Genomic DNA, 18,071 nt, shown 5'->3' on the forward strand with positions numbered 1-18,071 from the left:
GCTGGGGCTTTCCTCCACGGCGCAGCGAGGGTGCGGGCCGCGCATCCCCGGGCCGATGTCACGGACGGCGCACGAAAGCGACGCTGCGGCGCCGGGTCGGCGCATGCGCGCGCGTCGGGCGTCGACGCGCGCAAGCGACACGACTACGGTCGCAGCTGGTAAAGGAGCATTGCATGAAGCTTGGTACTTGGACGTTGCTTGTGCTGGCGGCTGCCGCGGTGGGCGCGGGCTGCGGGGATGACGAGGGCGCCGGCGGCGGCGCTGGGACGGGCGGCTCGGGCGCTGCCGGCGCTGGCGGGCAAGGCGGCGGCGCGGGCGGAGGCGGGGCCGGGGCTGGCGGGGAAGGTGGCGCGGGCGAAGGCGGGGCCGGCGGGCAGGTCTCGACGCCGCCGTGCGAGCCGGCGGACCCCACGCTGGCCGACCGCGACGCGGACGAGCTGTACGCGGCGGACGAGATCCCGCGCTTCGACTTCCACCTTCCGGAAGAGCGCTGGGCGGAGCTCAAGGCGAACGCCCGCGACGAGGAGTACGTGGAGGCCGAGGCCTGCTACAAGGGCAAGAGCCTGGGCGTCGTGGGCCTGCGCTTCAAGGGCGGTTACGGCACCCTGGAGATGTGCTTCGACGAGCAGGGAAGGCTCACCTGCCCGAAGCTCAGCATGAAGGTGAAGTTCGACGAGTACGTCGACGGACAGCGCTTCTACGAGCAGAAGCGCCTGAACTTCCATTCCATGATCTGGGACCCCACCAGGCTCCACGAGCGGATCGCCTATGGCCTGTACCGGGAGATGGGCGTTCCGGCCCCGAGGAGCTCGTGGGCCACGTTGCACGTGAACGGCGAGTCGCAAGGGCTCTTCTCGATGGTCGAGGCCGTCGACGGCCCCTTCCTCAAGAGCAATTTCCCCGAGGGGTCGGAGGGCCAGCTCTACAAGGAAGCGTGGCCCGTCACGGACGACGCCAGCTACTACGCGGAGCGCCTCGAGACGAACAAGGACGAGGCGACGCACGAGCGCTTCGTGGCGTTCGCGAGCGACCTCGCGTCCGCCGAGGGCGCGGAGCGCCTCGACGCGCTGTCGCAGTGGGCGGACGTCGAGCAACTGCAGCGGTACATGGCCGTCGACGAGGCCATCATGAACTGGGATGGCGTCACGACCTTCTATGTCGACGACGCGGGCGCCGCGAACAACCACAACTTCTTCATCTACGACGATCCCTCCTCGGGCAAATTCCGCCTCATCCCGTGGGATCTCGACCAGACCCTCAGCCCCAGCACCTATTTCGGCCAGGTGCCGCGCTGGACGGCGGCGCCGTCGACCTGCCCCACGGACCTCCTTGTGTTCATGGGCACGGAGACGGTGCGTCAGCCGAGCTGCGACGGGCTGTTCAGCGCCCTGCTCCAGGACCCGGCGGGGTATCGGGCTGCGCTCCAGGAGCTGCTCGAGGGGCCGTTCAGCGAGGGGCGGATCGAGGAGCAGGTCGACAGGTACGCTGCGCTGATCCGCGCTGCCGTCGAGGAAGACCCGCTCGGGCCGGGCCTCGCCGCCTGGGAGCCGGCGGTCGAGCGGCTCAGGGCGGAGGTGCCGCTCCTGCGAGAGCGCCTGGCGCGCTTCGCCAGCGACACGCCTCTCGTGCCCTTCTCGTTCACCGCGACGGGGATCAACGACTTCGAGGCCGCGGACACGCTCGGGCTGTATGTCGGGACGCTGCTCGCCACCAACGAAGCGTCCGGCGCCGTGCAGTCGCTGACGCAGGAAGATCCGCTGAACGGCGCGCAGAGCCTGCTCCTCCGCTTCGACTTCCGCGACGAGGGGTACGCCTGGGGGCAGTACGTGTACTTCGCGGTGCCCCTCGTCGAGGGCCCCCTCGACGTGACGTCGCTCGAGGGCGTCCGCTTCCGGGCGCGCGCCGACGGGGCGCGCTGGCTGCGCTTCGACGTCGAGAGCCCCGCGCAGAGCGAGGGGATCTCCGGCGTCCGTCACGGGTGGGACGTGCTGCTCAGCGCCGAGCCCCAGCTCATCGAGCTGAAGTTCGCCGACATGGAGCTCCCCGGCTGGGCCATCGACGGCGGCCGCGACCCCGGCGACGACGTGAACGACGTGCTCAGGTCGATCATCGGCCTCTCCTTTGGCCCGGAGATGAACGGCGTCGGCGCGAACGGCTTCCTCGGCCGGGGCGAGGTCGACTCGGGCACCATCGAGATCGACGACGTCGAGCTCTTCGGCCCGACGTCCGTCGATCCGTGACCGGCTGACGCGAGCGCACGGGACGAGCGTCCCGAAGGACCGAGACGCTCAGCGCGTGAGCTTCTGCCTCCGCCCGGGCGACCTCACCGGCGCGCGCCCCCACGGCGGGTGTACAAGTACCGATACATCAAACCGCGCATCGAGCCCTCTCGATGTTCCACTCCTCGAACGCGGCCGTTCCAGAACGCCGCCTTGTGTCGCTCCAGGCATCGCGCACACTCCGGACGTCACGACGCGGAGATACGATGAACAAAAAAGCGCTTATCGATCATCAGTTGTGCCTCGCTGTCTGTGCCGGTGTTGCGTTCAGCCTCTCCACGGCCTGCTCGGGCGCCGACGAGCCGGACGAGCCGGTCGCATCGCACGCGTCCGAGATCGTCGGCGGCGAGCTCGCCGAGGCGAGCCCCTGGGCCGTCCAGGTCTTCGACGTGCGCGGGAGCACGGGCGACTTCTACCAGTGCACCGGCACCCTCGTCGCGGCGCGCTGGGTGCTCACGGCGCAGCACTGCATCGCGGACGAGGGCGAGACGTCGGCGGTTCGCTTCGGCAGCAACACGTACCTCGCGGGCCAGCGCGTCGCTGTCGACGCCGTCGAGGTGCCGTCGGCCGCAGCCGACATCGCGCTGCTCCACCTGACCGAGGACGCCGATGGCCCGTTCGTCCAGCTCGCCGCGGCGACGTCGACAGCGATCGGGAGCGACGCGACGGCCTACGGCTGGGGGAGCGAGGGCACGCCGCTCGTGATGGCGCCGTCGCTCAAGAAGGCGAGCCTCCACATCGACAGCCGGTACTCCGACGAGGAGCTCCTGGCGACCGGCGTGACGGGCTCGGGCTGGAGCGGCGACTCCGGCGGCCCGTGGTTCGTCGACGGGCTTCAGGTCGCCGTGTTCTCGGGCGTGAACGGGCAGGACGGCACGAACCTGCACGCGACGCACCTCGGCGTCGACGTCGCGCGCCACCGCGCGTGGATCGACGCGACGATCGCCGGCGGCCCCACCGTCCACCCGAGCAACCAGGTCGTGCTCCACGATCTCTCCAACTTCTCCGGCATCTCGCAGGGCTTCGGGCTCGGCCACCACAACCTCTGGAACTCGACGATCATCGGCGACAACCGCGCGAGCGCCATCAAGGTCCCCGCTGGGCTCCGGGTCACGGCCTTCATCCACCACGACTTCGGGGGTGAGGTGCGCATCTTCACCTCGGACACGGATCTCGTGGCCGCGGGCTTCAACGACGCGCTCTCGAGCATCGTCGTCTCGAACGCCTCCGACCCGCAGCTGGACGTCGTCACCTTCTACGAGCACGCCAACTTCTCGGGCGAATCGTTCCTGTACGGCGTCGGCTCCGCCGTCTTTCTCGGCGGCCCCTGGGCCAACTGGGACCAGAGAGTCAGCTCCGTCCGCGTCCCCCCCGGCTTCCAGGTGACGCTCTACGACTGGTTCTTGCAATACTCGACCGGGTCGCGCGTCCTCACGACAGACGCGAACCTCGCCGCCCAGAGCTTCGACGACAAGACCCGGAGCTTCCTGATCGAGCGCTTGTAGGGGCGAGCGCGCGCCGGCGCGCTCGCTCTCCCGCGCGCCCTGGCGGCTCCTCAGCGCATCTCACCACCGCCGGGCGCGCGGCGCTGCCCGCGAACCGGCCGGCGGCGCACCCCGCGGCGCAGCCCGAGGCCGGCGGCGAGGAGCAGCGCGGTGAGGCCGCCCGCGGAGGGCGTGTCGGCGCCGAGGCGGCAGCCGCAGCCCGACGACTCGCCGCTGCCCTCGCCACCGCCGCCCGCGCCGGACCCCGTGGCCGGCGCCCCGCCTGCGCCCGACGCGGAGCCCCCGCCCGACGCGGCGTTGCCCGCGCCGGACGACGTGACGGTGTCGAGCCCCGCTCCGACCGACGTGGCGGTGGTGGGCGGCGGCGGCTCGGCGACGCACGCGCCCGCCTCGCACCGCTCGCCCGCGGGGCACGCGACCCCATCGCAGGCGTCGACGCAGCTCCCGTCGCGGCAGTAGGTGCCCGCCTCGCACGCGACGCCCACGCACGCCGTCTCGACGCACCGGCCGGACTCCATGTCGCAGCCCTCGTTCGTGGGACACCCGCGGCAGTCGCACTGGATCACGCAGACGCCCCCCTCGCACACCTGGCCGTCGTTGCACTGGACGCCCTCGCACGGATCGAGGCAGCGCCCGCCGCGGCACACCTGATCGTGCGGGCACACAACGCCGTCGCACGCGCCGCGGCACTCGCCCTGATGGCACACCTCGCCCGCCTCGCACATCACGTCCACGCACGCCCTCTCGACGCACAGGCCCTCGACGCACACGAGCCCGTCCTCGCAGGGGAACTCCGCGGAGCCGCAGCGGTCCACGCAGCGGCCGCGGCTGCACACCTGGTTCTCCGGACAGGGCGCCTCCTCGTCGATCACGTCATCGCAGTCGTTGTCGAGGCCGTCGCACTGCTCTGCCTGGCTTCCGGGCTGCACGAACGGCGTGCAGATCACCGCGCCCTGCGCGTCGCAGTCGGAGATCCCGAGGCGGCAAGCGCCCACGTTCTCGTCGACCTCGCACGGCTGGCCGGCCTCGGGGCAGGTGATCCCCGAGAAGCGGAACAGGAAGTCCTCGTAGTCGAGATCGTTGCCGTTGACCCCCGCGGCGCCCGACGCGTTCCGGAAGTCGAGATCCTCGAACCCCAGGTAGAACGTGTTGAGCAGCTCATTCGACCGGTAGATGAGATCCGAGTACCAGGGTCCCGGGGTCGCGCACGCCGAGCACATCACGTTGAACCGGTGCTCGGTGTAGTGGTACTGCGTGGCATTCTCGTTGCCGGTGCCGTTCGGGTTGGGGATCAGCACGAAGCCGATCAGGCCGCCGGCGTATGCGGGGCTCTCCCGGATCGACACGGCCGTCAGCTCGCGCGTCTCGGCGGGCGGCAGAGCGGTTGAGAACGGAAAGAGGATCTGGATGTCGCTCCCCGGCGCCGCCGTGTTGATGTTGGCGCCGCTGTCCACGGAGATGTAGAGCGGCGGGTCGTCGCTGCTGCGGGTATCGTCGACGTTGTACCAGCCGACGGCGAAGTTGGCGCCGCCCCCCTTGGCGATGTACCTGCCGCTGAACTCGCAGAGCGGCGAGAACACCTGGGGCTCCACAGCGGCGTCGGCGACGACGTCGATCCCCTCGTCGATGTCGTCGTTGTTCTCCGATCCGTTGAGCAGGTCGCTCAACCGATCACGGACCACAGGGACGACGGTGCCGTTCGGTTGCACGACGTCGGCGCGCGCCGCCCCGCTGGCGCCGAGCACCGCCGAGAGGGCCAACGACCACGCAAGAGCAGACGGTTTGCTGAAGATCGACCAGCGCATCGGGGCTTCCTCTCCTGGCATGACGCGACAATCCGGAGTGAAAAGTGGACGCGAACTTCCCTCGCTTGTCCAGGCAGCGCGCGCGCTCGCTCGGCTGCAAAAGCAAAGGAGATGTGGGCGGTCAGCGTACGAGACAGGACTGTGTGTCCTGCCTCCACGTGGGGTGGGGAGGGGCCGATGTCGGATGGATATCTGGCCGATATCGTGGGGAATCGATGGACGAGGTCGATCGGTAGACCCGCGGCGAGGCCTTCAGGGACCTGGCGTCCCGGCGAGGCCTCCAGGCGCTCAGTCTTCGCGCTTGCGCACGATCGCCGCGAGCTCGTTGATCAGCTCGGTGACGCCCTCGCCCGTCGCGGCGCTGACCAGGTGGAGCTTCACCTTCGCCTTCGCGAACCGCGCCTTGAGCTTCGGGTAGGCCTCGCGCACGTCGGTCAGGTCGGCCTTCGTCAGCGCGACGATCTCGGGGCGCTCCGCGAGCGCCGGGCTGAACTTCTTGAGCTCCTTGCGGAGCGCCCGGTAGTCCGCGAGCGGCTCGCGGCCCTCGCCGGGATCGAGCGTCACGAGGTGGAGGAGCACGCGCGTCCGCTCCACGTGCCTCAGGAACTTCATGCCGAGCCCCACCCCCTCGCTCGCCCCCGGGATCAGCCCCGGGATGTCCGCGATCACGAAGCTCGACCCGCCCGACCGCACGCCGCCGCCGATCTCGACCATGCCCAGGATCGGGGTGAGGGTCGTGAACGGGTAGTCGCCGATCTTCGGCCGGGCCGCGGAGACGGCCGCGACGAACGTGCTCTTGCCGGCGTTGGGGAAGCCGAGCAGGCCGACGTCGGCGAGCACCTTCAGCTCGAGGCGCAGCTCGCGCGCCTCGCCGGGCTCCCCCGGCTCCGAGCGCCGGGGCGCCCGGTCGTGCGGCGACTTGAAGTGCAGGTTGCCCCGCCCCCCCTTGCCGCCGCGGGCGACAACGACCCGCTGGCCGTGCTCGGTCAGGTCGGCGAGCAGCTCGCCGCTCTCGGCGTCGAAGATCTGCGTCCCCACGGGGAGCTTCTCGACCCGGTCGCCGCCGGCGCGCCCGTGGCAGTCGCTCCCCATCCCGTGCTCGCCGCGCTCCGCCTCGAGCGTGCGCGCGTACGTGAAGTCGAGTAGCGTGGACAGGCCTTCGTCGCCCACGAAGACGACATCCCCGCCGCGGCCGCCGTCGCCGCCCGCGGGGCCGCCGAACGGGATGTACTTCTCGCGGCGGAATGCGATTGCTCCGTTGCCGCCATCCCCGGCAATGACCTTCAGACGGCACTGATCGACGAACCGCATGACGGCGGCTCATAGCATAAAATTCAGAAAAGACCCCACAGCGGAAGGCGACCCCTCGCGTCGGGTCGCCCGCTGGACCGCTCGACCAGGAGATCCCAGGTGCGCGCTCGAATCCTGATCGTGGACGACAACACGAGCCTGGCCGCAAATCTGCGCGAGGTCCTCGAGGGCGCGCGCGAGCTCGACGTCGAGGTCGCCCTCGCGCCCACGGGCAAGCAGGGGCTCGCGGCGGCCCGCCGCGACGGCTTCGACGTCGCTGTCGTCGACGTCAAGCTCCCGGACGCGAGCGGCCTCGAGCTGATCGCCCCCCTCCGCGCCGCCGCCCCCCACGGCGAGATCGTCCTCGTGACCGGCTTCGCCACGGTCGACACAGCGATGGCAGCGCTCCGCGCCGGCGCCTTCGCCTTCATCCTCAAGTCGTTCCGCCCGGAGGAGCTCATCTCCACGGTGGCCCAGGCGATCGAGAAGATCTCGCTGAAGCGGGAGCGCGAGGAGCTCGAGCGGCGCTACCGGGCGATCGTCGACGCGGCCGACGTGCTCATCCTCGGCCTGGACGCCGAGGGCCGCGTCGCCCTCTTCAACCCGCGCCTGTCCGCGCTGACAGGCGTGGGCGGCGACGCCGCGCTCGGCACGCCGTTCTGCGAGACGCTCGTCGACGAGTCCGAGCAGCGCCGGTTCAACCAGTCGTTCCTTGGCGTCGTCGAGGGCGACGCCGCCGCCGAGGTCGAGGTCGGCGTCCGGGACGCGGTGGGCGCGATCCGCCGGGTCCGCTGGCACCTCTCCGGCGTCCGCAGCGGCGGGCGCGGCGGCAAGACCGACCTCGTGTACGGCATCGGCATCGACGTGACCGAGCGCCGCGCGCTGGAGCGGCGCGCCGCCGACGCCGAGGCCCTCAACGCCATGGCCCCGCTCGCCCTGGGGCTCGCGCACGAGATCCGGAACCCCCTGAACGCCGCGGTCCTGGAGCTCCACCTGCTCAGCCGCGGCATCGACCGCCTCTCCGACGAGGCGATCCGCGAGCCCATGAAGCGGCGCGTCGGCATCGTCGAGGCCGAGATCGCCCGCCTGGGCCGCCTCCTCGGCGAGTTCCTCGAGCTCGCCCGGCCGCGCGCCCCCCACCGCGAGCCCGTCGACCTGGCGCGCGTCGTGCGCGACGTGCTCGACCTCGAGGAGGAGGCGTTCGCGAGCCGCCGCATCGAGGTCGTCCGCGACCTCGGGGACGACTGCTTCGCGCTCGGCGACGTGGAGAAGCTCAAGCAGGTGGTCCTGAACCTCGTCGTCAACGCGCTGGACGTCCTGCCCGACGGCGGGGTCCTGCGCGCGTGCGCGTCGGGGGACGCGACCGAGGTGTGGCTGTCGATCTCGGACACGGGCCCCGGGATCGATCCGACGATCCTCGCCGAGATCTTCGATCCGTTCTTCACCACGAAGGCGGCGGGCACCGGCCTCGGGCTCGCGATCGTCCGGAAGATCGTCGACCAGCACGCGGGCCGGGTGGAGGTGAGCACGCGCGCGGCCGAGGGCACCACGGTCCGCGTGCGGCTCCCCCGCTTCATCGCCGAGCCCGTCACCCGCCCCCCCACCGGCTCGGCCCCGCCCCGGGGCGCCGGCATCTGATGGGGCGGGTGAGCGCCGCTCAGCCGACGATGCGCATGGGGGGCTTGAGCGGCAGGGGGGGCTTGGAGCCGGGGGCGGAGGGGATGGCGGAGGGCGCGGGCTTCGGCGCCGCTTCGCCCTCGAGGGCGGCGAGCGCGACGAAGAGGCGGTCCATGCCGTAGTCGAGGGCCACCTCGCGCTGGAAGACGTGGGCGACCTTGATGAGGCGCAACGACGTCTGCTTGCCGAGATCGATCTCGCGCTCGAGGAACGCCTCGAACGAGCCGTACCCCTTCGCCTGATACAGCTCCTGCTGCTGGATCTCGGCGAGCACCACCCCGATATCGAAGAACCCCTTGTCGAGCCGCTTGCGCAGCGTGCGGATCTTCTGGGTCTGGTTGTGGAGCTCGGCGATCTTCGCCTTGATCTCCTCCGCGCCGCTCGGCACCCGGATGGTCGCGCGCGCGCTGCCGGGGGGCGCCGGCTCGGCGGCCCGAGCCCGCGCCTCGGCGGCGTGCTTCGCGGCGTGCCGGGCGGCCCACGGCGCGGCGCCGCGGAGGCCAAGCTTACGCTTGGAAGCACTTGACGAAGATTTCGAGTCTTCCTTAATTACCGGATTCACGGGTTTCGCAAGCTGAGCTTCTGCGCCCCCCTTGGCGCTCGAAGAGGACTTCTTCTTCGTGCCCGTCGCCTTGTCGGAGCTGCCCTGCTTTGTGATCTTCGGCATGTCGCTGCGTCCCCCGCTGGGTACGAGATCATCGCGGCCCTTCGCCACAAGCGCGCGCCGCCCGCGCGGGGGAAGACCCGCACGGCTGTCAAGTCCAATTGGATCGACAGGTCGTCGCCTTACCAAAAAATCGACCTCCCCGTCCACTAAGTTTCGGGGAGGCTTTTCGCTTTCCCGATGCCAGCATGACCCAAGATCGGCCCGAGAGCCAAAACCAGCGACCATCGCACGCTATGAGGTCTCTCGAAACGTGGGTCACCGGACGAGCGGTGCACGGAGCACGTTGGCCCACAGCACGGCCTCGGAGGGGCTGCCGCGGTGGGCCCGTGAGGGCCGCGTGCGACCCCGTCGGTCGCCGGGCAGTCGTCCCCGTCGTTCGCGACGTCCCATCGCCGGAGCCCCTCCCGCGCGGCCTCCAAGCGCAGGGGGCGGTCGTGGTAGATCGCGGTCCATGAGCTCTCCGCCCGCAGGTCGCGGCCCCGATGACGTCCCCCAGGCCGCGGCTGCTGATGCGCCGCGTCGTGCGAGCGAAGTCCCGCGGGGCCTCGCGAGCAGCCGGATTGCTGTGGTGGTGAACGGCAACGCCAAGAGCGTGACGGCGGAGGTGATCGAGACGCTCGACCAGATCCTCGACACGGGCGACCTGTTCGTGTCGCGGCGCGTGGAGGAGAGCGAGGGCATCGCGCGGATCCTTGTCGACAGGGGCTACGGCACGATCCTCACGGGCGGCGGCGACGGGACGTTCACGGTGGTGGTGACGGCGGTGGTGAACGAGGCGAAGCGGCGCGGGCTGCCGCTGCCGCGGTTCGGGCTGCTGCGCCTCGGGACGGGCAACTCGCTGGCGTGGGTGCTCGGCGCGTCGGGGGGCGCGGGCGCGAAGCCGGGGCTCGCGGTGGACCTCCAGCGGCTGCGCGCCGAGGCCGGCAGCCGGAACCTGCGGCTCGTGGAGGCCGAGGACATCCTGTCTCCGTTCTGCGGCTTCGGGATCGACGCGGTCATGCTGCGCGACTACAACGCGGTCAAGTCGGCGCTCGCGCGGGGCCCGCTGAAGCGGCTCGCGCCGGGGCCGGTGGCGTACGCTGTCGCGGCGACGACGCGGACGATCCCGAGCTACCTGGTGCGGCGCACGCCGCACTGCCGCATCATCAACGAGGGCAATGACGCGATCCGCGTCGGCGAGAAGGGGGCGATCCTCGGCGCGCCGATCAAGAAGGGCGGCGTCATCTACGAGGGGCCGGCGAAGATCGCGGCGCTGTCGACGATCCCCTATTACGGCTTCGGCTTCCGGATGTTCCCCTACGCGGACGACCGCCAGGACCGGATGCAGCTCCGCGTGTCGATGATCTCGCCGTTCACGTTCGTGCGGAACTTCTCGAGCATCTGGAACGGGGAGTTCGACGACCTGGAGACGGTGTTCGACTACTTCGTCGACGAGGTCACGATCGAGATGGACCCGGCGACGAGCTTCCAGATCGGCGGCGACGTCCGCGGGGAGCGCTCGCGCGTGCGGGTGCGGCTGACCGAGCCCATACGGATCGTGGATTTTTACGCGCCGCCGCGGGGGTAGCGGCGAGCTCGTCGCGGGGGGCGGCTCGCGGCGCCGATGGATGCCTGTTCGGGTGACGCCGGGTCATCGCGGTTGACGTGAGGGCGCGAGTCCAGGCTGGGCCAGGGGCCAGTGGCACGCTTTGGCGCTGATGAGACACGCTGGTCCGGGGGCTCGGTGCGATCGGCGCAGGGTGGCACGTTCTCCCGGGTGTGGGCGATCGGTGCACCTTGAAAACTGCTGTCTTTTCAATGACTTCGCAGCCGTCGAGAGGCTGGCGCGGGGCTTGCCAAAGTGATGTGCCATGAACACCGATTCCTTGATGGCTCATTCTGTTTCTGTGAGAGCTCTCTCCTTCTCGCTCCTCCTGGCGGCGGTGTCGTTCGGCGCCGGGTGCGTCGGAGAAGTGACCTCCGTGGAGGGCGAGGGGACCGATGGGAGCGCGCTCGAAGGCGAGGAGGGCGAGGGGAGCGAGGAGGGCGCGGTCGAAGGCGAGGAGGAGGCCGAGTCGGCGTGCAAGATCGGCGATAGCCGGGATTGCACCATGAACGGGGGGGGCGGCTTCGAGCTGTGCGAGGACGTCGAGGGGGTGCCGACCTGGACCGGGTGCCAGTCGAGCAGCAGCAGCACGCCGCTCGTTCTCTCGTTCGATCAGCGGCCGATCGAGTACCTGACAGCGATGACGGGCGCGTTCGATCTGACAGGGCTCGGGGCCACGATCGCCACCGACTGGCCCACCGCGGCGACGCCGTGGCTCGCGATCGATCGGGACGGCAATGGCGCGATCGACGGCGGTGAGGAGCTGTTCGGCTCGGCGACGGTGCTCTCGAGCGGCGCCCGCGCGGACAACGGGTTCACCGCGCTGCGCGAGCTCGACACCGACGGCGACGGCCGGATCACGGCGCGGGACGAGGCGTGGTCGCGGCTCGTGCTCTGGAGCGACAGCGACGCGAACCGCGCCTCGAGCGCGGGCGAGCTCGAGCCGATCGCGTCGCGCGGGCTCGTCGCCATCGAGCTCTCGTACGGGCGCGAGCGGCGCTGCGACGGGCGCGGCAACTGCGAGGTCGAGCGCGCCGCGTTCACATTCTCGGACGGCGCGGTGACGCGGACAGGCGCGGTCGTCGACGTGCACCTGCGGTGGCAGTGAGGCGGCCGCCCGGGGGAGGGCGCCGCCCCGCGATCAGTCGTAATACTCGTTGCCCAGGTGGGTGATGAGGTCCTCCCCCATGAGCCAGCGCATCGTGTTCTTGAGCTTCATCGACTGGATGAAGAGGTCGTGCTCCGGGTACAGCTCCGGCGCCGTCATCGGGCTCTTCCAGTAGAAGCTCAGCCACTCCTGCGTGCCGCGCAGCCCGGCGCGCTGCGCGAGATCCAGGAGGAGCGCCAGGTCGAGCACGATGGGCGCGGCGAGGATCGAGTCGCGGCAGAGGAAGTTGATCTTCATCTGCATCGGGTAGCCGAGCCAGCCGACGAGATCGATGTTGTCCCACCCCTCCTTGGCGTCGCCCCGAGGAGGGTAGTACTCGATACGCACCTTGTGAAAGAGCTTGCCATAGAGCTCGCCGTGCGCGTGCGGCTGGAGGATTTGCTCGAGCACCCCGAGCTTCGAGACCTCCTTGGACTTGAACGACTCGGGGTCGTCGAGCACCTCGCCGTCGCGGTTGCCGAGGATGTTCGTCGAGAACCACCCGGCGACGCCGAGCATCCTCGCCTTGAGCCCCGGGGCGATCACCGTCTTCATGAGCGTCTGGCCGGTCTTGAAGTCCTTGCCGGCGATCGGCACCTCCTGCTTCCGCGCGAGCTCCCAGGCGGCCGGGAAGTCGACCGTCAGGTTCGGGGCGCCGTTCGCGAACGGGATGCGCTCCTTGAGGCACGCCCAGGCGTAGATCTGGGAATTCGAGATCGCCGGGTGATCCTCGGCGAGGCCCGCCTCGAAGCGCGCGACCGAGGCGTGGACCTCGGCGGGCGCGATGTGCACCTCGGTCGAGCCGCACCAGACGGCGACGGCGCGCGCCGCGCCGCTGTCGCGGAGGAAGGCGCGGAGATCCTCCCGGACCTGCTCGACCATCTCGGCCTTGCTCGCGCCCTTCTTCACGTGGTTGCCGTGGAGCCGCCGCACGTAGTGCGGGTAGAACACCGCGGGCATCGGCCGGATCCGCTCGAGCTCGTCGCGGACGGCGTCGAGGTGGCGTCGCTCGAGCACGTCCGCGTGGCGCGCCGACTCGTAGGCGTTGTCGGGGAAGATGTCCCACGCGCCGAACACGAGCTGATCGAGCGTCGCGAGCGGCAGGAAATCCTTGATCCTGGGCGCGCGGTCGTCGGTCCGCCGGCCGAGCCGGATCGTGCCGAGCTGCGTGAGCGACCCGATCGGCGCCGCGAGGCCGCGACGCGCGAGCAGGGTGCCCGCGATTGTCGTCGTGGAGACGGCGCCCAGGCCCGGCAGCAGGACCCCGAGCTTGCCCTCCGCTTTCTTGATCTCTTTCGGCTGCTTCACGTGACGTGTTCCCCCCCGGTCGCGGTCGTGGGCGCTCCTCGGGCAAGGCGGCGCATCCGCCGGTGCCGTGCGCCCGGCGAGCGACGTCGGCCGCGGTCGCGCGGCGCTGCGACCGCCGGGAGCATGAGGCCAGGCGAGCGTGATCACCACGGCGCGACGAGCGCGCGAGGGCGTTTCCTGCGCGCGCCCTTCGCGCGCTTCCGGATTGCCCTTCAGCCCGGGCGCCTCGGACGGCGGCGGTAGGGCGCGAGGCGCGGCGCGCGGCAGGGTCGTCAGGGCGCGGCCGGCGGGTAGCCGGCGGCGGGGGTCATGGCCTCGATCCAGGCGCGGACAGCGGCGACGCCCGCCTCGTCGACGCGGCGGGTCGCGAGCGGCGGCATCTGCTCGGGCGGCGCGCCGGGCGCGTCGCGCCGGGCCATGGCGCGGAGCAAGGTGCTGCGATCCGGATCGAGGGGCCTTATCCGGTAATAGCGCGCCTCGGGCGGCGCCCCGGGCGGGCGGAGCTTCGATGGCTGGTTGATCGCCGTCTGGTAGACGCGCGCGCCGCGCACGTCGCCTACCCGGCCGGAAGCGTCGATGTTGAGGCGCATCTCGAAATGCGTCGCGACGCCGAGCGGGTGGTGGCACGACACGCCGCAGTTGGCGTGGAGCAGGCCGAGGGCGCGCCGCTCCGTCGCGCTCCCGGGCACGTCGAGCGCGCCCGGGCCGGGGAGCGCGCCGCCGGCGGCCGTCGAGAGCAGGCCGCGCTGGACGAGCTCGGCGTAGGTGAGGCCGGTGGCCTCCGGCGCGGCGAGCTGGATCGCCTCGAAGCCGACCGGGTTGTCGGTCTTGCCCGCGTGGCAGCGGATGCAGTCGACCTGCGCGGGGATCGCGTAGCCGTCGGTGCCGGGCACCTGAGGGACGCCGGCCTTCACCTGAAGCGCGCGCGCGCCGTCCTCCGACCAGGCGTAGGTGGCGCGCGTCCAGCGATCCTCCGCTGTCTTCCAGAGGAACCTCGTCTCGATCCGGCGGGGCGCGCCGGCGACGGGCAGCCGGAACTCCTTCCATAGCCGGGTGCCGACGGGGAAGCTCCAGTCGTTCATCCGGGAGACATCGATGGTCGAGCCGGGAGGGAGGTAGATCCAGCGCGTCTTCTCGGCGCCGTCGCTCCAGAGCTCGAAGGCTGGCTTGAACTCGCGGACGCCCGCCGCGATCGTGCGCGCGCCGAAGTCGCTGTACAGGCCGGTGCAGCGGAGATCGTGAGGATCTGTGTCGCCGTCCTTGCAGGGCGGCAGCGCCGGGGGGGCCTCGACCGGGCCGGCGCCGGGGTGATCGCCCGCGCGGGCGCCGCGCGCGGCCGCGGGCGCCTTCATGTCGAGCCTGTCGGGCGCGGGGAGGGGCTCGGTCCGGGGCGTCTCCTTCGCGCTGCAGCCGCCGCTCGCGAGGAGCAGCGACGCGATGGCGGCTTGCCAGAGCCGGCCGCTCATGATGAAGGAAGAGACGGAGGTGTCCGCTTGATCGAGAGACGGATCCCGCGGCGCGCCGTCGGGCGCGCTGCCTGCGTGACGAGAGCGTGCGCGTTCCATCGGACTGCCTGCTGCCTCCTGCTCGCGGGCAGTGTAGCCGCCTGCGAGCGGCGCGTGCAGGTCGCGGGGCCGCCCGACGCATCCCGCGAGGGCGTCGCCGGCCAGGTCGCGGCAGGGGGCGCGGCGGCGCCGGTCACGGCGGCGGGCGCCGGGACGACAGGCGCGGCGTCCGCGGCGCCGCCTGCTGCGCCGGAAGGCGATCCGGCGGCACCGGGCGGCGCGCCCGCGGCGCTGGCCGCGTCCGGCGCGGAGCTCGCTCGCCCGGCGAAGTGCGGCGGCGTTCCGCCGCTGAAGCTCACCCTTGTCGCGAGCGGGCTCGATCAGCCGACGTACGTGGCCGCGCCGCCCGGTGATCCGGCGCGCCTCCTGGTGCTCGAGAAGACGGGGATCATCCGGCTCCTCAAGGACGGCGCCGTCCAGCAGGCGCCGTTCCTCGACGCGCGATCGCGCGTGTTCTTCCCGGCGCCGAACGCCGAGGGCGGGCTGCTCGGGCTCGCGTTCCACCCGGATTACGCGAAGAACGGGCGCTTCTGGATCCACTACTCGTCGGCCCCTCGCGGCAACGTCGTGATCGAGGAGTGGAAGCGCGGGGCGCAGGGCGCCGACGCCGCCCATCCCGAGCCTGTCCGCTCCCTCGTCGACGTGAAGCACGGCGCCTGGAACCACGTCGGCGGCATGCTGGCCTTCGGCAAGGACGGCTTTCTCTACGCCGCGATCGGCGACTCCGCGCGATCGCCGAGCCCGGCGGCGGATCTCACCTCGAAGCTCGGCAAGATCCTCCGCATGGACGTCGATCAGCCCGGCAGGGCGCCGGCGGGCAACATGACGAGCGGCGATCCGATGATCTGGGATTACGGGCTCCGGAACCCGTGGCGCTTCAGCTTCGATCGGCTCACCGGGGACCTGTACATCGGTGATGTCGGCCAGAAGAGCTGGGAGGAGATCCTCGTGGAGCGCCCCGGCCAGGGGAGGAACGATTACGGCTGGGAGGCGATGGAGGGCAGCCATTGCTACCCTCCGGGCTCGGCGTGCAAGCCGCGCGGGGTCCCGCCCGCGGTCGAGCACCCGCGGAGCGAGGCGGGCTCGATCGTCGGCGGCTATGTCTATCGCGGCGCGAAGATCCCGTGCCTGCGCGGTCGCTATGTCTATGGCGATTACGTGACAGGCCGCTTCTTCTCCTTCGTATGGGACGGCAAGGCCGCGACCGATCGCGTCGAGCTCACCTCCGCCCTGAGCCCGAACGGACTCCCTTCCTCGTTCGGCGAGGACGCGGCCGGGGAGATCCATGTGGTGATGTTCAACTCGGGGCGGATCTACCGGATCGACCCGGGTTGAGGCCCCGCAGCGACGTATCGAGGAAATCGAGGACGTCTCGCTGGAGCTGGCGCTGAAACGCCTCGCGATCGAAGCCGGGAGGATCGGTGGCGGGCAGGAAGCCCGGGGTGCGCATGTGGGGAGGAAACGGGCTCAGGAAGGAGAAGTGTCCCGCGTTCTCGACGATCGTGTAGGTGACCTGAGCCCTGTCGGGGACGAGGTCGAGGACGAGCTGCCCTTGCCACCTCGGCGTGATGCGATCGTGCTCCGCCACGAGCAAGAGGATGGGCGCCCGGACGTCCTGCAAGGCGTCGTTGGGGATGAACCAGCTCGCCGCGGGGGTCATCAGGACCAGCGCCTTGACGCGCGGGTCCCTCGTGACCGCGACCCTCTGCCCTGGCCCTGTCCAGGGCTGCCCGCCCGCCACGGCGAGCGCTGTGTAGCCACCCATCGAGTGTCCGACGATCGCGACGTTGTCGCGCTCGAGGTGAGGCCCGATCTCCGCGTCGGAACAGAGGGCATCCATCGTCAGCCGGACGTGGCGAGGTCGATTCTCCAGGTTCTCGGCCGTCTCGGACAGGGATCGATCGTTGCGATTGTCCCCGGGGTGCTCCGGCATGGCGACGATGTACCCGCTCCGCGCGAGGTGGGACGCGAGCGTCCGGTAAGCGAGCGGCGTGCTCCCGCCGCCGTGCGAGATGACGACGAGGGGCGAAGGGCCACCGGGAAGGGGGGCGTCCGGAGCTACCTCGAGCGAGTAAGGCCCCATCGCGACGACCTCGGCGGGGACGTGCGTCGGGTACATCAGCAGGACAGGGAACGAGAGGTCCTTCGTCGCGTCTCGCACGACAAGGCTGCGGCTGCCCACGAATCGATTCATGCGCGTTTCTCCGGAGGTGACGGGGAGAGCAGGAAGATGGCTTCGAGCTCACTGGAGCGGGAGGAAGATGTCCGTGATGGCCTCGTGATCGGGCACCTCCGGGAAGAAGCGCACCCGCTGCAGAAAGAGCGGGAAATCCCGCAGCTCCTCGCCGCTCGCGGGGAGCCATGTCGCGTAGAGGTACTTCACCGCCGCGTAGAGCGCGTCTTCGCACCCGACGTGCCGCAGGACGGCGCAGCGGCCGCCGGGGATCGCCTTCTCGACGACGCCGAACGGGTTGCCTGACACGGGGCGCCGGATGCCCGCGCAGATGTCCGCGCGGTAGGCCTCCGGCGGGGTCTCGGCCGGGTCGTCGTACAGGACGTTGAACGTCGCGCTGGTCCGCGGCGGAAGCCCGTTGTCCTTGCGCCAGGCGATGAGCTGGCGCACCGATTCGAGGATCCGCTTCGGGTCGCCCCGGTGCTCGACGGCGGCGACGCGCGTCTCCTCGAACCGCAGGATCTTCACGTCCTCGGCGCGATGGACGGCCTGCAGGGGGAGGGTCCTTGTCTCTATCAGGCGCAGATGGGTCGCGTGCCAGGGATCCCACCGGGGCTGTTCCCGGAACTCGGAGGGCGTCTGACCGAAGGCCTTCTTGAAGGCGCGAGAGAACGCCTCGGGGCTCTCGTAACCGCTCGCCAGCGCGATGTCGATGATCCGGGCCTGTTCCCGCGCCGGTAAGGCGAGCCGGTACGACGCGCGTCGCAGGCGGACGAGCTTCACGTACTCGTGGACTCCGATCCCGAACAGATCGGAGAACTGCCGTTGAAAGTGGTACTTCGAGAACGCGGCGACGCCGCTCAGCCGCTCGAGCGTCAGGTCCTCGTCCAGGTGCGCGTCGATGTGCTCGAGCACCCTGCGGAACCTGACGATATAGGCGTTCTCGGCGGCTGCGATCAACGCGGGGTCCTCCTCGGCGACGGGCAAGGTAGCGAGGGGCTGTCCGTCATGCCTGACCGAAGTTGCTCAACTTCAGGGCAACGGGCCCGACGAACGCCAGAGGCGATCGA

At 70.9% G+C, this 18,071-nt stretch carries 13 protein-coding genes; 6 read left to right on the forward strand and 7 right to left on the reverse strand.

The window, feature by feature from the left end:
* Nucleotides 1–173: 173 nt before the first annotated feature.
* Together WMF42_RS08660 and WMF42_RS08665 are read left to right on the forward strand one after the other, a co-directional pair.
* Complete coding sequence (locus tag WMF42_RS08660; protein ID WP_437691378.1) at nucleotides 174–2,240, forward strand: CotH kinase family protein; 2,067 nt, start codon at nucleotides 174–176, stop codon at nucleotides 2,238–2,240.
* A gap of 245 nt (nucleotides 2,241–2,485) precedes the next feature.
* Nucleotides 2,486–3,784 carry a trypsin-like serine protease gene (locus WMF42_RS08665; protein ID WP_434046388.1) on the forward strand — a complete coding sequence of 433 codons (1,299 nt, stop codon included), beginning with the start codon at nucleotides 2,486–2,488 and terminating at the stop codon, nucleotides 3,782–3,784.
* Between the two features lie 50 nt (nucleotides 3,785–3,834).
* Here WMF42_RS08665 and WMF42_RS08670 read toward each other — a convergent pair whose 3' ends face one another.
* Both WMF42_RS08670 and obgE read right to left on the reverse strand, forming a co-directional pair.
* Nucleotides 3,835–5,589, reverse strand: coding sequence for a hypothetical protein (locus tag WMF42_RS08670; protein ID WP_437691380.1), 1,755 nt, complete (start codon nucleotides 5,587–5,589; stop codon nucleotides 3,835–3,837).
* A gap of 288 nt (nucleotides 5,590–5,877) precedes the next feature.
* Complete coding sequence (gene obgE, locus WMF42_RS08675) at nucleotides 5,878–6,900, reverse strand: GTPase ObgE (RefSeq protein WP_061610552.1); 1,023 nt, start codon at nucleotides 6,898–6,900, stop codon at nucleotides 5,878–5,880.
* 99 nt (nucleotides 6,901–6,999) lie between these two features.
* Here obgE and WMF42_RS08680 point away from each other — a divergent pair, with 99 nt between their 5' ends.
* On the forward strand, nucleotides 7,000–8,517 hold the full coding sequence (locus WMF42_RS08680) for an ATP-binding protein (RefSeq protein ID WP_437691382.1): 1,518 nt from the start codon (nucleotides 7,000–7,002) through the stop codon (nucleotides 8,515–8,517).
* Between the two features lie 19 nt (nucleotides 8,518–8,536).
* Here WMF42_RS08680 and WMF42_RS08685 read toward each other — a convergent pair whose 3' ends face one another.
* Nucleotides 8,537–9,223: a hypothetical protein gene (locus WMF42_RS08685; RefSeq protein ID WP_061610554.1), complete on the reverse strand. Its 687-nt coding sequence runs from the start codon at nucleotides 9,221–9,223 to the stop codon at nucleotides 8,537–8,539.
* A gap of 571 nt (nucleotides 9,224–9,794) precedes the next feature.
* On the opposite strand from WMF42_RS08685, the gene WMF42_RS08690 reads away from it, so the two are divergent.
* Nucleotides 9,795–10,790, forward strand: coding sequence for a diacylglycerol/lipid kinase family protein (locus WMF42_RS08690; RefSeq protein WP_434046393.1), 996 nt, complete (start codon nucleotides 9,795–9,797; stop codon nucleotides 10,788–10,790).
* A 319-nt stretch (nucleotides 10,791–11,109) separates the two neighbouring features.
* Complete coding sequence (locus WMF42_RS08695; protein ID WP_437691385.1) at nucleotides 11,110–11,916, forward strand: calcium-binding protein; 807 nt, start codon at nucleotides 11,110–11,112, stop codon at nucleotides 11,914–11,916.
* 33 nt (nucleotides 11,917–11,949) lie between these two features.
* Here WMF42_RS08695 and WMF42_RS08700 read toward each other — a convergent pair whose 3' ends face one another.
* Both WMF42_RS08700 and WMF42_RS08705 read right to left on the reverse strand, forming a co-directional pair.
* Nucleotides 11,950–13,263, reverse strand: a complete 1,314-nt coding sequence (locus WMF42_RS08700; protein ID WP_061610557.1) for an inositol-3-phosphate synthase — start codon at nucleotides 13,261–13,263, stop codon at nucleotides 11,950–11,952.
* Between the two features lie 272 nt (nucleotides 13,264–13,535).
* Nucleotides 13,536–14,729, reverse strand: a complete 1,194-nt coding sequence (locus tag WMF42_RS08705) for a hypothetical protein (RefSeq protein ID WP_437691387.1) — start codon at nucleotides 14,727–14,729, stop codon at nucleotides 13,536–13,538.
* 27 nt (nucleotides 14,730–14,756) lie between these two features.
* Here WMF42_RS08705 and WMF42_RS08710 point away from each other — a divergent pair, with 27 nt between their 5' ends.
* Nucleotides 14,757–16,163: a PQQ-dependent sugar dehydrogenase gene (locus WMF42_RS08710; protein ID WP_437691389.1), complete on the forward strand. Its 1,407-nt coding sequence runs from the start codon at nucleotides 14,757–14,759 to the stop codon at nucleotides 16,161–16,163.
* Here the strand turns inward: WMF42_RS08710 and WMF42_RS08715 are convergent.
* A complete protein-coding gene (locus tag WMF42_RS08715; RefSeq protein ID WP_061610170.1) occupies nucleotides 16,126–17,022 on the reverse strand; it encodes an alpha/beta hydrolase family protein in 897 nt (298 codons plus the stop codon). The two genes, WMF42_RS08710 and WMF42_RS08715, sit on opposite strands and share 38 nt — an antisense overlap.
* Nucleotides 17,023–17,070: 48 nt before the next feature.
* Nucleotides 17,071–17,958, reverse strand: coding sequence for an AraC family transcriptional regulator (locus WMF42_RS08720; protein ID WP_155798665.1), 888 nt, complete (start codon nucleotides 17,956–17,958; stop codon nucleotides 17,071–17,073).
* Between the last annotated feature and the right edge of the window lie 113 nt (nucleotides 17,959–18,071).

Source organism: Sorangium sp. So ce176, from assembly GCF_051519835.1.
GTDB classification, from domain to species: Bacteria; Myxococcota_A; Polyangia; order Polyangiales; family Polyangiaceae; genus Sorangium; species Sorangium cellulosum_G.